This window comes from Paracoccus sp. DMF, from assembly GCF_004407025.1.
Lineage (GTDB): Bacteria > Pseudomonadota > Alphaproteobacteria > Rhodobacterales > Rhodobacteraceae > Paracoccus > Paracoccus aminovorans_B.
Genome location: NZ_SOKV02000016.1, coordinates 1 through 14,297 on the forward strand (window position 1 = coordinate 1; position 14,297 = coordinate 14,297).

Below are 14,297 nucleotides of genomic sequence, written 5' to 3' on the forward strand. Positions count from 1 at the left end.
AGAAGCAGGAAGACATAGCGGGCGGGGCGGGGGTCTGGCGCGATCTCGGTCATGGCTTGGACAAGGTAGTTGCAGCCTGCCGCGCCGGAACAGCGCGGCAGGCCGGTTTCGTCAATGCAGGCGGTCCTTCAACCCGCCGGTATGCGGGTCGATCTCCTCGAAATGGCCATGCACCTCGATATCGTCCAGAAGCCCCTTCCACAGCGAGCCGCAAAGCCCGACCATGACCAGCAGGAAGGGCGCGGCCGCGATGATCGAGGCGGTCTGCAGCCCATCGAGCCCGCCCATCACCAGGAGCACCGAGGCGGCGGCGGCGGCAAGCACGCCCCACAGCACCACGATGCCGGCCCTGGGCTGGGGCGTCCCGCGCGAGGACAGCATCCCCATCACCACCGAAGCGGCATCGGCACCCGAGACGAAGAAGATCGCCACTAGGAACATCGCCACCACCGAGGTCAGCGAGGCCAGCGGGTATTGCTCCAGCAGCGCAAAGAGCGAGACCGGCGCGCCCTTGTCGGCGATGGCCTCGACCAGCCCGCCCGGACCCATCAGCTCGGAATGCAGGGCGCTGCCGCCCATGACGGTGAACCAGACGAAGGTCACGGCGCTGGGGATCACCAGCACGCCCACGACGAATTCGCGGATGGTGCGCCCGCGCGAGATGCGGGCGATGAACACGCCGACGAAGGGCGCCCAGGAAATCCACCAGGCCCAGTAGAAGATGGTCCAGCTGGCCAGCCACTTGCTGTCGCTGAAGGCCGAGGTGCGGAAGGACATCGACACCAGGTCGCCGAAGTAATAGCCCATCGCCTCGATCAGCGTGTCGAGCATGAAGACCGTCGGCCCCAGCGCCGCCAGGAACAGCAGGAGCAGCAGCGCGATCAGCATGTTCATGTTGCTGAGGAACTGGATGCCCTTGCCCACGCCCGAGACCGCCGACAGGATGAACAGCACCGAGAGCACGGCGATGATGCTCAGCGCGATGCCCGCGCTTTCGCCGGTGCCCCACAGGTAGTTCATGCCGCTGTTGATCTGCTGCGCGCCCAGGCCCAGCGAGGTCGCGGTGCCGAACAGCGTCGCGATGATCGCCAGCACGTCGATGGTGCGCCCGATCGGCCCGTGGATGCGGTCGCCCAAGAGCGGGTGGAAGGCGCTCGACACCAGCGTCGGCAGGTCGCGGCGATAGCTGAAATAGGCCATCGCCAGCCCGGCCATGGCATAGATCGCCCAGGGGTGCAGCGCCCAGTGGAAGTAGGCGTATTGCATGGCGACCAGCGCCGCCTCGCGCGTCTGCGGCTGCGCCAGGCCATGCGGCGGGGTGCCGAAATGGCTGACCGGCTCGGCCACGCCCCAGAACATCAGGCCGATGCCCATGCCGACGCTGAACATCATGCAGATCCAGGACCGGGTCGAGAATTCGGGCCGCTCGCCGTCATGGCCCAGCCGGATGCGGCCGAAGCGACTGAAGGCCAGGAAGACCGCGAAAGCCAGGAAGAAGGCCGTCGAGATGACGAAGCTCCAGCCGAAGACCCGGATGATCCAGGCCAGCACGGCGCCGGCGATGCCGGCCAGGCTGTCGGGGGCGGCGACGCCCCACAGGACAAATCCCAGGGCGATGGCGATGGCGGGCCAGAACACGCCCGCGTCCAGCCCCCTGCCGGGTGTTTCCTTCATGCGAAATCCTCCCTCTGTCGATGATCTGCTCAAGAAATGTCAGGCCCGGCCGGGCGCCTCCCCGCCCAGCCAGCCGGCGTCGACCTGGCGCCGATGCGCGGTCAGCGCGTTGCGCATCAGCATGGCGACGGTGACCGGGCCGACGCCGCCGGGGACCGGGGTGATCCAGCCCGCGACCTCGCGCACGCGGTCGGTGTCCACGTCGCCCAGGATGCGGATGCCGCCCTCTGCATCGGCGACCTGGTTGATGCCGATGTCGATCACCGCCGCGCCGGGCTTGATCATCTCGGGGCCGATCAGATGCGGCTTGCCCACCGCCACGACCACCGCATCGGCGCGGCGCGAATGCATCGCGACCGAGCGGGTCATGTGGTGGCAGACGGTGACGGTGGCGCCCTCGGCCATCAGCATGAAGGCGGCGGGCTTGCCGACGATTTCGGAATGGCCGATCATCACCACCTCGAGCCCCTGCAGGGGCAGGCCGGTCTGGCGCAACAGCTCGACCGCGGCGGCCGCGGTGCAGGGCGCCAGGGCGATGTCGTTATAGACGATGTTGCCGATCGAGGCCGGGTTCATGCCCTCGACGTCCTTCAGCGGATGGATCGCCGATTGCAGCGAGCGGACATGGATATGCGCCGGCACCGGGCGCTGCAGGATGATGCCCAGCACGGCGCCGTCGTCGTTCAGCGCCAGGATGCGGCGCTTGGCCTCCTCGGGCGCGATCCCGGCGGGCCAGACCTGTTGTTCGAAGGGCAGGCCGGCGCGTTCGGCGCCGCGCGCCTGGTTCCGGACATAGACCTGAACCTCGGGCGAGGGCCCGATCGAGACCGAGACCAGCCGCCCCACCGGCCGCAGCTGCCGTTCACGGGCGAAGGCCTCGTTCAGCTCGGACAGGATGCGGCGCTGCACGGCCCGGCCGTCGATCAGGCGGTGATCGGTCTGGCTTCGGTCGGGCTGGGTCGGCATGCCGGGCGATCCTTCCTGCTGTGGCGTCTGGGTCCGTGGCGGGTCGCGGCGCATCGGCCGGGCAGGCGCCGTCGGCCGCGACCATGCGGCACCGCCGGCCGCATCTGCGGCAATCAACCGACATGTCATGGGAAAAAACCGTCACGCCCCGGCATTGGCGGGTGGTCGCGGATCAGGGGCTGGCCAGCGCCTCGACCGGGCTCAGCCCGGCGGCGCGGATCGCCGGCACCAGGCCGAATCCCGCGCCCATCAGCGTGGCGCCGACCAGCGCGCCAAGCGCGACCGTGACCGAAAACACCACCGGCATGCCGAAGCCCCAGGCCGCAGTCGCGCCGACGCCGCCGGCCAGCGCCAGCCGGGCGATGCCGCCAAGCGCCGAGAACAGCACCGCCTCGGTCAGGAACTGGGTCAGGACGTCGCGCATCGAGGCGCCAGTCGCGGCGCGGATGCCGATCTCGCAGGTGCGCACGCGCACGGTGATAAACATGATGCTCACCACCCCGATGCCGCCGACGAAGATCGAGATCGCCGCGATGGCGCCGAACAGCAGTTTCTGCGCGGCGCGCTCGGCCCTGCCGGGTGAAGAAACTGCCCCGCGCCACGTCCCAGCCCTGCATGGCGCGAAAGTCGCGGTCGATGCCCAGCACGTCGGTCTGGACCGAGAACGCCCGGCGCTGACCGCCACCTGTTCCCAGCGGCCGGGTATGACGCCCGCGGCATTCGGCAGGCCCTTCAGCGCCTGCGCGTCCTCGGGCGTCAGCGGCCGGCGCGGCATGCGCTCGTCCTGGTCCGAGCCGATCACCACCCAGTTGGTGCCGATGGCCGAGGCGCGGGCGATGAATTCCTCTTGCGCGCCGCGACCGATGACGATGCCCGACAGCGTCAGCGCCGCGCGCCCGGCCTCGCGCAGGGCGGGCAGGAAGGCTGCGCGGCGATACGCAGCCGTGGGCGGCGCAGCCGGGGACGCGGGCGCGGCGGCGGGCCCGCTGTCGGCGGTGATCCGGCCGCCGATGCGGATGACGCGCCCGGCGCGGGCGGCGATGTCATTGTCATGGGTGCTCAGGATAACCGTATGGCCCCCGCGACCAGCGAGCCCCGCCGCCCGGCCTGGCGCTCGGCAAAGCCCAGCTGCGCCGGCAGCTCGGTGCGCTCGGCGGCCAGGCGCGCGAGTTCCGCCTGCAGGCCCTCGACCTGCGCGGGCTGCACCTCGGCGTCGGCCAGAAGCTGGCCGGCGCGGACCGCATCCCCGGGCTAGACCAGCAGCCGGCGTAATTGCCCCGAGACCGGGCGCCGCCATCGACCGCCACCTTGGGCTCGATCCGGCCGCTGGCGGCGACGGCGTTTTCCAGGTCGCGGCGCACGACCGGGGCGGTCATCGGCGGCCGGCGCCGATCACAGCCAGCCGCCGGCGACGGCAACCGCCGCCCCAAGCAGCAGCAGCGCCGCCAGCATGCGTCGGCGCGGGGAACGCGCGGCCGCCTCGGGCGTCGCCAGCGGCGGCGGCAGTTCGCCGCCGGCCGGGGCATGGGCGTTCATGGCCGGCCTCGGGCCAAGGCGATGGGGGGAAAGGCAAACCGGAAATCCTTCGCAAAAGGCAATGACGGTCTGGCTGTGCGGGACGGCGGCCCCGGAAACGGGCTGCGGGTCCTGGCCCCGGGAAAGCCAGGCGCAGCCGGGCCGATGGCGGACCGCGCGCCCCGCCATCCGAGCCCGGCTCAGAACTGGCCGCGCAGGGTCAGGGTGGCGTTCCTGGGCTCGCCATACCAGTTGCCGCCGCTGGGCGTGCCGAGCGTGGCGTAATAGGTCTTGTCGAAGACGTTGTTCACGTTCAGCGCCAGGCTCCAGCGGTCGTCGATCTGGTAATTCACATGCGCGTCCCAGACCGCATAGCCGCCCTGCCGGATCGCGAACTCCGGCTGCGTCCAGCCGGCATCGGTCATGACCCAGTAGGTGCCGGTATTGGCATGCCGGCTTTTCACCGTCACGCCGCCACCCACGGTCCATCTGGAATAGGCGCCCGGCAGGTTGTAGTCGGTCCACAGCTTGAAGATGTGCTTGGGCGTCAGCGCGCTATAGACCACGTTTTCCTTTTCGTTCCTGTTCTGGTTCCAGGTATAGCCGGCAAAGACCTGCCAGCCCGGCGAAACCTCGCCCGAGACCTCCAGCTCCAGCCCCTGGCTGACGATCTCGCCCAGCGGCAGGTAGAAGCGGCTGTTCTCGCCATAGGCCAGGTCCTGAATCGCCTCACCCTTGCGCTCGATGCGATAGAGCGCGGCCGAGACGTTCAGCGCCCCGTCCAGCACCGCGCCCTTGGCGCCCAGCTCGAAGTTGCGACCGGTGATCGGGTCCAGCTGGGTCGGGTTCTCGGGCGGGCCGGCAAACATGTTGCCCTGCGGCTTGTAGACCTCGGTCAGGCTGGCATAGGCGGTCCAGTCCGGCGTCACGTCATAGGTGACGGCGGCATAGGGCGTGAAGATGCCGGTTTCCTGCCAGTGGTAGCTGGTGTCGCGCTCGACGAGATCGCCGTTGTCGTCGTAAAGCTCGTAGATGTCGCGATGCTTGTAGTTGCCGTAGCGGCCGCCGACGATGACATGCGCCTTGTCGGTCACGGCCATGTCCAGCCGGGCATAGATGCCCTGCTGCTTGCCGCCCCAGGCCGGCCAGCCGTGGTCGCGCCGCAGGAAGGTCGGTTCCGGCAGATCGACGCCGGGGAAATCGTCGATGCCCAGCTCGCCGTCCGGGAAGGCGGTGCTGTAGCGGTTGCGGATCTGCTTGCCCTCGCTCATCCGCCAGTCGGCGCCGGCGGTCAGCTTGTAGTCCACGCCCCAGGCGCGGAAGCGGCCGGTGACGCTCAGGTCCACGCCCTTGGAGTGGTTGCCGTCATCCTCGGACGAGACGCTCGGCGCGCCGAACAGCCCCGTTGCCGGATCGACCGGGCCGCCGACGTTCAGCTTGAGATAGTCGAAATCGTATTTCTGCTGCATGGCGTTCAGCTTCACCGACCAGTCGTCGTTGAAGCGGTGTTCGGCGGTGAAGAAGGTCTCGCGGATGGTGGTGTCGCGCCTGGCCCAGTCCGGGTTCAGCGCCAGGTCGCGCGGCAGGCCCAGCTGGCTGCCGTCGAGGAAGGTCGGCAGGCCCGTTTGCCAATGCGTGCCGTATTGGTGCTGATAGGTCACCCCGCCGCTGATGGTGGTGTCGGGCGCCAGGTCGTATTCCAGGATGCCGTAAAGCACCTGCTTTTCCTCGTCCGCCGGCGCATAGAAATACTCGCGGTCCTGCCAGACGCCGACCACCCGGCCGCGCAGCCGGCCGTCGAAACCGATGGGGCCGCCGATATCGGCCTCGATGCGGCGGTTGTTCCAGCTGCCATAGGCCAGCGACACCGATGAACGCACCTCGTCCGTCGGCCGCTTGCGCGCCAGGTTGATGGTGCCGCCCGGCTCGCCCGCGGCCGAGAACAGCCCCTCGGCGCCGCGAAGCACCTCGACCCGGTCATAGATCGCCAGGTCGAAATCCGGCCGGAAGGTCGAGGTATACGAGGTCCCCATATTGTCGATCTGGTAATTGTCGATGACGAACCCGCGCGAGCGGAACTCGGGGTTGCCCATGCCATCCGTGGTGGCGACGATGCCCGGCGCCTTGGCCATGGCTTCGGACATCATGGTCAGGTTCTGGTCCTCGAGCGCCTGGTCGGTCAGCACGGTGACGGATTGCGGCACCTCCCGCAGCGACTCGGCGCCGCGCGCGATGCTGGCCGCCTCGGTCGCATAGCTGCCGCTGCCCTCGGTGGTGGCGCCGGCGCCATGCAGGGTCACGGTTTCCAGCACCACCGCGCCCGCGGCGCCCGGTGCGGCGCTGCCCTGGGTTTGCGGTCCGACCAGCACATAGCGGCCGGCGCCGGCCGATTGCAGCCGGAAGCCGCTGCCGGCCAGCAGCCGGGCAAAGCCCTGCTCGACCGTATAGCTGCCGCTGATCCCGGCGCTTTGCCGCCCGGCCAGGTCCGAGGGCTGATAGACCAGCTGCACGCCCGAGGCGGCGGCATAGCGGGCCAGCACGTCGCTGAGCCGCCCGGGCCCGATGGCATAGTCGCGCGCCTGGGCCGTGGCGGGGGCGGCGATGATGGTGCCCAGTGCCGTGCCGAGCAGCAGCGCCCGGGCGACGGTCAGGCCGGCGGAAACGGCAAGCGCACGCGCGGCGGCTGCCGGGGCGTAGGTCAGGTGGTTCATGCAGCGTGGTCCTTGGCTGAAGGGTCGGCGGCGGGCTGGCGCTCGGGCTGGCGGCCTTTCCTCATTCACCGGACGAGCAGCGAAATGTGATCACCCCCGGCGCGAAAAATCTTCAGCCGCGCGGCACGACCACCACCCACCAGGGCGTGCGGCGCTGGATGCGCACCGGCAGGGTCCGGGCCAGCAGGTCCAGCGCGCCCTCGGTATCGGCTAGCGAGATCGCGCCCGAAACCCGGATCTCCGCTACTTGGCGGTCGCAGCGCAGGATGCCGTGGCGATGGCGCGCCATCTCGGCCAGCACCTCGGCCAGCGGCATGTCCTGCGCAAGCAGCATGCCCTGTTCCCAGATCGCGGCGCTGTCGTCGACCGGACGCGCCGGCCAGACCCCCTCGGCCGAGAATTCCGCCTGCGCCCCGGCCTCGATCCGCCGCGGCGTGCCCCGGCTGGGCCGGATTTCGACCGCGTCGCGGAACACCGCCACCCGCACCTGCCCGTCGAGTTCGCGCAGGCTGAAGCGCGTGCCCAATGCCCGCACCTCGCCGAAGGCGGTCCCGATCAGCAGCGGGCGGGCGACCGGGGCCGGGTCGGGGCTGGTGGTGACCAGGATCTCGCCGCCGCGCAGTTCGATGCGGCGCTCGGCCGCGGTAAAGGCGATGTCGGCGGCGCTGTCGGTGTTCAGCACCAGCGCCGAGGCATCGGGCAGCGCCAGCCTGCGCCGCTCGCCCACCGCGGTCGCGACATCGGCGCGCCATTTCTGCCAGGGCTGCTGCCAGGCCAGCGCGCCCGCGCCGGTCGCGGCCAGCCCCGCCAGCAGGACCAGCGCCCGGCGCCGGCCGGGCTGCGGGTCGACCTGGCCGAGCACCTGCCGGCCCAGGCCCGGCGGCAGGCGCTCGAAGCTGTGGAACACCATCTCGGCCCGCTGCCAGGCGGCGGCGTGCTGCGGTTCCTGCGCCAGCCAGTCGCGAAAGGCGGCGCGCTGGGCCGGGTCCGCGTCGCCATAGCGCAGGGCCAGCGCCCAGTCTGCGGCCTGTTCCAGCAATTCGGTGGGCGGCTGCGGCGGCATCAGCAGGCCAGCGCCATGCAGGCCAGAAGCGCCTTGCGGATGTGCCGGCGCACGGTGATGACCGGCATCTGCACCCGGTCCGAGATCTGTTGCAGCGTCAGCCCGTCCAGCTGCGCCAGCAGGAAGACCTCGCGCGTCGGCGCCGGCAGCCGCGCCAGCAGGGCGTCGATGCGCGAAAGCGTCTCGATCACCACCAGCTGCTCTTCGGCCGGGGGCGCGGCGGCGGCGGGCAGATGCGCCAGCGCGTCCAGATAGGCGCGCTCGACCCGCTTGCGGCGCCAATGATCGACCAGCAGGCCCTTGGCGATATGGGTCAAGAGCGCGCGCGGCCGCTCGCCCAGGCGCGAAGGCTGGCGCCGCGCCGCGATCAGCCGAAGAAAGGTGTCCTGCGCCAGGTCGGCCGCCACATCGCCGCCGTCGCCCAGCTGTCCGCGCAGCCAGCCCTGAAGCCAGCCGTGATGATCGGCATAAAGCGCATGGAATTCGCATTTCGGATGCCCGCCGACCGCCACCCTGCCTCTCCGTATCCCTCAGCCCAAGCCGCCCGGGCGCGGCCATCGCGCCGGACAGGAATTCCTTACTGTATTAGGCGGATATTTCCACGCTCGTGCCGGACAGCGGGCGACGGCGCATAACGGCTGTCGATTTCATGTCACAATCGCGCAAAAGGCGAAAACCCGGCGCCGGGGCTCGCAAACCTGCCCTTTTCAATATCTTGACGGGATTCCGATTCCTCACGGAAACTTTATCCATTCCCGAGTGCAAGAGGTTTCCCATGACACGCCTGTCGAAACGGCTTGCCACGCCGCTGCTGTGCCTGTCCTTGTGCCTGCCGGCCCAGGCCGACGATGCGGCCAGAATCGTCGGCGGCATCCTGGGCGCCATCGTGCAGGAACAGTCGCGCCAGCAGCAGCAGCGCGACCTGCAGCGCCAGCAGCAATACCAGCAGCAACAGTATCAGCAACAGCCGCAGCGCCGCCAGCAGAACGCCCAGCGTCAGGCCCCCGCCGCGCCGCAGCCGAAGCAGCCGCGGATGTCGCTGGCCGAGCGCAAGGCCGTGCAGCGCGCCCTGCGCGAGGCCGGCTTCTATGGCGGCGCGATCGACGGCGCCCTTGGCCCGGGCAGCCGCAAGGCCATCGCGGCCTGGCAGGAATCGGTCGGGGCGACGCCCTCGGGCTATCTCGCGCCGCGCCAGGCCAGCACGCTGGTGGCCCAGGCCCCGGCGCCCGACCCGGAACCGGAACCCGCGCAAGACCATGCCGGGACGGCGCAGCCCGCCGATCAGCCCCTCGATTCGGGCGCAGCCTTCCCCGAGGCGGCCGAGACCGCGCTGTTTCCCGAAACCCCCGCCGAGGGCCCGGCGCCGACCGCCGCCAGCGCAGCAGAGTTCGACCCGGCCGGCGCCGAGGTGATCCGCGACGGCGACCATCTGCATGCCGCCTATCTGTTCTGGGCCCTCAGCCGCGCGCCCGAACAGATCTGGGCGCCCACCATCGCCCGCAATTACGGCAAGCTGCCGATGGCCGACGGCAACCCGCCGCCCTATGGCCTGCAGCAGGCGCAGCTGCGCCCGCTGGTCGAGACCGCCGTGACGCATTACGGCCAGCATCCGCCCCGGCTGGCGGTGCTGGACCTGCCCTTGCAGAAAGGCACCAACGACAAGGACGAGAACGGGCTTGACCAGCGCGCCACGCATTGGTTCCCCGAGATGCGCGGCAACCTGACCGACATCAGCGGCGTGCCGGCCATCACCGCCCTGCAGCTGCGCGGCGCGAGCGGCGGGCTGGAACTGCACCTGGCGTCCGAGAAGCCCTTCTTCCTGGCCGTGCCCGCCGATTACCGCACCGCCTGGGCGCAGCCCGTCAATGGCAGCGGCCGCCCGGTCCTGCGGGTCGAGATGGAGTTGTCCGGGCTGGAACCCTCGACCGACCTGACCGCCTGGCCGATGGGCAAGGCCCGCATCGCCATCCAGCGCGCGACGCTGCTGGTCGCCTCGGCCGAAGATCGCGCGACCGGCGCCCGGGACGAACAGGTGCTGCATGTCTGGACCGGCGCCGCGCCCGAGGCGCAAAAGATCGACCGCCCGGCCGATGCCGCCGCCATTGCCGCGATCTACGGCATCCCCGAACAGGCCGGCCGCATCCTGACCACGCCCGAGCGCGACACCCAGACCCGCCGCGTCCAGCGCAAGGACCAGCCGCGCGCCCTGCTGCAGGAGGACGGCTATGGATCAGGCCAGAACGGGCTGCAACTGCTCGAACTGGCGATGCGGCTCGGAGCGCTGATCGACGCCGGCCCGGACCGTGTGCTGGACCCGCGGCTGGCGCTGCAGGCCGCGAATGCGCTTCTGTCCAGGCGCGAGCGGGTCGAGCTTTTACCGACCGCGCTGGCCATGGACGGCGCCAGCGGCTATGCCAACGGCCTCAGCGAGCTTTCGGTGCGCAAGGCGATGAACCAGGCCGAGCCGCAGCTGCGCCGGCTGATCTCGGGCCGGGCGCCGCAATTCCCGGTGCCGCTGCGCGCCGTGATGCCGGTGCAGCTGGGCGAATACGACTTCGACGCCGGCGGCTTTCCCCTGACCATCCAGCGCGAATATGCGGCCTGGCTGCCGGACCTGGTCTCGGGCCAGCCGCCGGCGGTGCCGCAGTTCTTCCGCATCGACGTGGACAATGCCGAAAAGCTGCTGGCGCATCTGAACAAGGCCGGCAGCATGGGCCAGCGCACCGTCTATCTGGTCGCCGATTACGCCGTGGCCGCGATGCGGGTGCGCCCGGCCGGCAGCGACCCGATCGGCGCGGCCGAGCTCGAGACCGTGGCGCCGCAGGTCCATGTCGAGGCCTTGGCGCTGTTCGCCGATCCCGGCGCCCGCACCCGCATCCGCGACCTCGAGGTGCCGGCGGCGCTGGCCGCGCAGGCGCCGGACCAGGCGCAGGCGCAGACGGGGGCCGTGCCGGACGAGATCTTCGCCACCTCGGGCAAGTCGCTGATGGCGGCGGTCGCGGTGCGCCATCCCGGCGCGCTCGAGGCGGGCATGCTCGACCCCTACGAGATCGCCAACCTGCCCGCCGACCGGCGCGGCAACCGGGCCGCGGACTATCGCGCCGAACTGCCCGGCCTGGCGCAGGACAGCTATTGGATCGCCGCGGTGATGCTGATCGACGCCTACGACCCCGAACTGGGCGGCTTTCCGACCCGGCAGGTCAACTTCCAGGCGGTGCCCTATGACAAGGATCTGTCCGGGGTGACGCCGCCGAACCTGGCTGCCGCGAGCCGGACGGATTACGAACTGCTGCGCGTGCCGGCGGACCAGGCCGTGGCCGTGGCGGGCATGGCGGACGCCAATGGCGCGCTGCACATGTTCCTGAAGGTGCCCATCGTCGATGCCACCGCGCGCGAGGAGGAGCATCCCGCGCTGAAGCTCGGCGCCCCGACCGAGGCGATCTTCGGCCGCGGCAATCAGTTTCCCTGGCCCGATGCGCCTGAACTGCGGCTGGCGCTGGCCGCGCCCGACCGGCTGGCCTGGGTGCTGGCCGATCCCGCCAAGCCCTCGGCCGTGCCGAAGGCGCTGATGCTCGACCCCGAGGGGCTGGACCTGCTGGCGCTGGCCGTGCAGCCCGATCTTTATGACGACGCCGGCTATCGCCGCATGCTGCTGCAACGCATGGCCAAGGAACGCGCGGCCGCGGACGGCACGATGGCGCTGGATTGGGACCGCTTCTTCCGCGACCCGGCCAGGACGATGGAACCGTCCGAGATCGACGCCATGCTGCCGGCCTTCCGCGACTGGACCCGGGCCCGGGTGGCGCTGCTGCCGCAGCAGGTGCTGCTGCCGGTGGCGCCGGGCAACACCCATCCGCTGACCGGCTGCCTGGGCGCCAGCGAGCTGGGCCGCGTCGGCCAGGAGAACGAGGACAAGCTGTTCAGCGCCAATGCCCAGGGGTTGCTGGGCCAGCCGCTGCCCCGGGTGGAAAAGCTGCTGGCGATGAACGGCAACCGCGCGCGTCCCGGACCGGCGCGGCTGTGGACGCTGGGCATGGCGGGCCAGGGGCCGGCGTCGAACTGCCAGTATCTGCGCAGCGGCAATGACGGCACCGCCAGCGGCAGCTATGCCGATCTGCTGTTGCAGGTCGATGCCCAGCCGGACCTGGGCCGGCTGGCCGAGACATCGCTGGCCGCCGCCAGCTATGAGCTGACCCTGACCGAGCGCCGCCTGATCCCCGCCGACCAGCTCAGCGCGGCGCCCGAGGGGCTGCGCGGCATGCTGGTGCTGAAGGCCGCCGTGCAGGGGGTGCAGCTTTTCGGCAGCAAGCCCGGCAGCGGCGCCGTCGTCCAGGTCGGCCACCTGCAACCCGGCGACTGGCAGGCGGTGACCGGCACGCCGCCCAAGGCGCAGGACGTGCTGGGCATGACGCTGGGCATGGCGCTGGCCGATTTCGACAAGGCGGCGCGGGCGCATCTGCCGCAGGCCGATGTCTTTGCCACCGTCAAGCCCGGCACGGGCCCGTTCGGCACCGCCACGGGCTATGTCGACCCCGCGACGGGCGAGGCGCTGGCGGCGGTCTATGCCCCGCAATCGCCCGACAAGACCGTGGTCGCGATCATGCGCCAGCTGGAACTCCCCGAAGCCGAGATCTCGGTGGACGGGCTCAAGGCCAGCCTGATCGAGAAATACGGCCCGGCGATCAGCGAATACCGCGACACCGCATGGGCCTGGGGCACCCTGCCGCCGGACGAAGACGCCTATGGCTTCTGCGGCGGCCCGTCCACGCTCAACCCGCAAAGCGCCGAGGGCCAGCCGGAACTCGGCAGCGACGAGCCGGCCGTGCAGCAGCGCGCCCAGGCCAGCCGGCGCGGCGACGCCGGCTTCTGGCGTTCCTTCGGCTGGCCGATGGTGGTGCTGGGCGGCACCGGCGCCGAGCCGGAGCTGGCGCGTTGCGGCCCCGTCGTCACCGTCCGGATCGAGCGTTACGCCAAGCCCGACACGGTGATCCTGCGGCTGTGGCTTCTGAACCGCAAGCTGGCCGAAGACCTGGCCGCCGCAGCGGCACCGGCCGAGCCGCCGAAGCCCAAGGTCAAGTTCTAGGGCCCGCCGCCGCCTCGGCGCGGCGGCGGGCTGTCCTTCAGGGTTTCCTTCTGGGTGATCAGCCGGGCCGAGTTCTGCCCGGACAGGAACACCCACAGCCAGCTCAGCGCCACGAACAGCCGCGAACGGGTGCCGATCAGGAAATAGATATGGGCGATGCCCCAGACCCACCAGGCGAACCAGCCGGTCATCTTGAAGCGGCCGAATTCGATCACCGCCGCATTGCGCCCAATGGTGGCGAGGTTGCCCATGTCGCGATAGCGGAAATCGCCCGGGGCCGCCGCGCCCCGCAGCCGCGCCCGGATCGCCCTGGCGGCGAACTTGCCCTGCTGCTTGGCGGCCGGCGCCACGCCCGGCACCATGCGGCCGCCCGATTGCACATGCGCCGTGTCGCCCAGCACGAAGACCGCCGGATCGCCCGGCAGCGTCAGCTGCGGCGTGACCAGGACCCGCCCCGCCCGGTCGCCCTCGGCCCCCAGCCATTCGGCGGCGCGCGAGGCCTGCACCCCCGCCGCCCAGATCACCGTGCGCGCCGGGATCTGCCGGCCCGCCAGCATGATGCCCGCGTCCGACAAATCGGTGACCGGGGCGCCGGTCAGAACCTCGACCCCACGCCGTTCCAGCGCCTTGCGGGCGTAATCCGACAGCGTCTCGCTGAAGGCGGGCAGGATGCGCGGCCCGGCCTCGACCAGCAGCACCCGCGCCTGGCGGGTGTCGATGCGGCGGAACTCCGGCGGCAGGATGCGATGCGCCAGCTCGGCGATGATGCCGACCAGCTCGACCCCGGTCGGGCCGGCGCCGATCACGGCGAAGGTCAGCAGCGCCTGGCGCTCGGCCTCGTCCGCGCAGGTCTCGGCCCGCTCGAAGGCCAGAAGCAGCCGGCGCCGGATCGTGGTCGCATCCTCCAGCGTCTTCAGCCCCGGCGCGTCGGCCTCCCAGGCGTCCTTGCCGAAATAGGCGTGGCGGGCGCCGGTGGCGATGACCAGCGTGTCATAGGCCAGCCGCGCGCCGCCGCGCAGGATCACCTCGCGCGCGGCGCGGTCCACGCCCTCGACCGCGGCCAGAAGCGTGGTGACGTCCCTGCGCTCGCGCATCAGCGCCCGGATCGGCCAGGCGATGTCCGAGGTCGCCAGCAGCGTCGTCGCCACCTGATAAAGCAAGGGCTGGAACAGGTGATGGTTGCGCTGGTCGACCAGCGTGATCTGGCATCCGGCGCCCGGCAGCCCCAAGACCACCTGCAAACCGGCGAATCCCGCGCCGATGACCACGACCCGATGTGTCATGC

General features: G+C 70.8%; 10 protein-coding genes. 1 reads left to right on the forward strand and 9 read right to left on the reverse strand.

The genetic code is table 11. The annotated features are described in order from the left end of the window. Window positions 1-111 precede the first annotated feature (111 nt). The 8 genes from E3D03_RS10560 to E3D03_RS10595 all read right to left on the reverse strand — a co-directional run bounded on the left by E3D03_RS10560 (window position 112) and on the right by E3D03_RS10595 (window position 8,441). The gene (locus E3D03_RS10560) at window positions 112-1,674 is read right to left on the reverse strand and encodes a BCCT family transporter (protein WP_263566929.1); all 1,563 of its coding nucleotides are present in this window, start codon (window positions 1,672-1,674) and stop codon (window positions 112-114) included. 39 nt (window positions 1,675-1,713) lie between these two features. Continuing rightward, window positions 1,714-2,640 (reverse strand): bifunctional 5,10-methylenetetrahydrofolate dehydrogenase/5,10-methenyltetrahydrofolate cyclohydrolase, encoded by a 927-nt coding sequence (locus E3D03_RS10565; RefSeq protein WP_263566930.1) that lies wholly within the window; start codon window positions 2,638-2,640, stop codon window positions 1,714-1,716. Between the two features lie 172 nt (window positions 2,641-2,812). Then, window positions 2,813-3,442: an ABC transporter permease gene (locus E3D03_RS10570; protein WP_263566931.1), complete on the reverse strand. Its 630-nt coding sequence runs from the start codon at window positions 3,440-3,442 to the stop codon at window positions 2,813-2,815. 257 nt (window positions 3,443-3,699) lie between these two features. Next, entirely contained in the window at window positions 3,700-3,846 is a 147-nt protein-coding gene (locus E3D03_RS10575; protein WP_263566932.1) for a hypothetical protein, read from the reverse strand. Between the two features lie 186 nt (window positions 3,847-4,032). Beyond that, window positions 4,033-4,176 carry a hypothetical protein gene (locus E3D03_RS10580; protein WP_263566933.1) on the reverse strand — a complete coding sequence of 48 codons (144 nt, stop codon included), beginning with the start codon at window positions 4,174-4,176 and terminating at the stop codon, window positions 4,033-4,035. Window positions 4,177-4,355: 179 nt separating this feature from the next. Then, window positions 4,356-6,866 (reverse strand): TonB-dependent siderophore receptor, encoded by a 2,511-nt coding sequence (locus E3D03_RS10585; protein WP_263566934.1) that lies wholly within the window; start codon window positions 6,864-6,866, stop codon window positions 4,356-4,358. 112 nt (window positions 6,867-6,978) lie between these two features. Next, window positions 6,979-7,929: a FecR domain-containing protein gene (locus tag E3D03_RS10590; RefSeq protein WP_263566935.1), complete on the reverse strand. Its 951-nt coding sequence runs from the start codon at window positions 7,927-7,929 to the stop codon at window positions 6,979-6,981. Next, window positions 7,929-8,441 (reverse strand): sigma-70 family RNA polymerase sigma factor, encoded by a 513-nt coding sequence (locus E3D03_RS10595; RefSeq protein ID WP_263566936.1) that lies wholly within the window; start codon window positions 8,439-8,441, stop codon window positions 7,929-7,931. The genes E3D03_RS10590 and E3D03_RS10595 overlap by 1 nt, the downstream gene beginning before the upstream one ends. Before the next feature lie 263 nt (window positions 8,442-8,704). On the opposite strand from E3D03_RS10595, the gene E3D03_RS10600 reads away from it, so the two are divergent. Continuing rightward, on the forward strand, window positions 8,705-13,012 hold the full coding sequence (locus tag E3D03_RS10600; RefSeq protein WP_263566937.1) for a peptidoglycan-binding protein: 4,308 nt from the start codon (window positions 8,705-8,707) through the stop codon (window positions 13,010-13,012). Here the strand turns inward: E3D03_RS10600 and E3D03_RS10605 are convergent. Then, a complete protein-coding gene (locus tag E3D03_RS10605) occupies window positions 13,009-14,295 on the reverse strand; it encodes an NAD(P)/FAD-dependent oxidoreductase (RefSeq protein WP_263566938.1) in 1,287 nt (428 codons plus the stop codon). The two genes, E3D03_RS10600 and E3D03_RS10605, sit on opposite strands and share 4 nt — an antisense overlap. Window positions 14,296-14,297 lie beyond the last annotated feature (2 nt).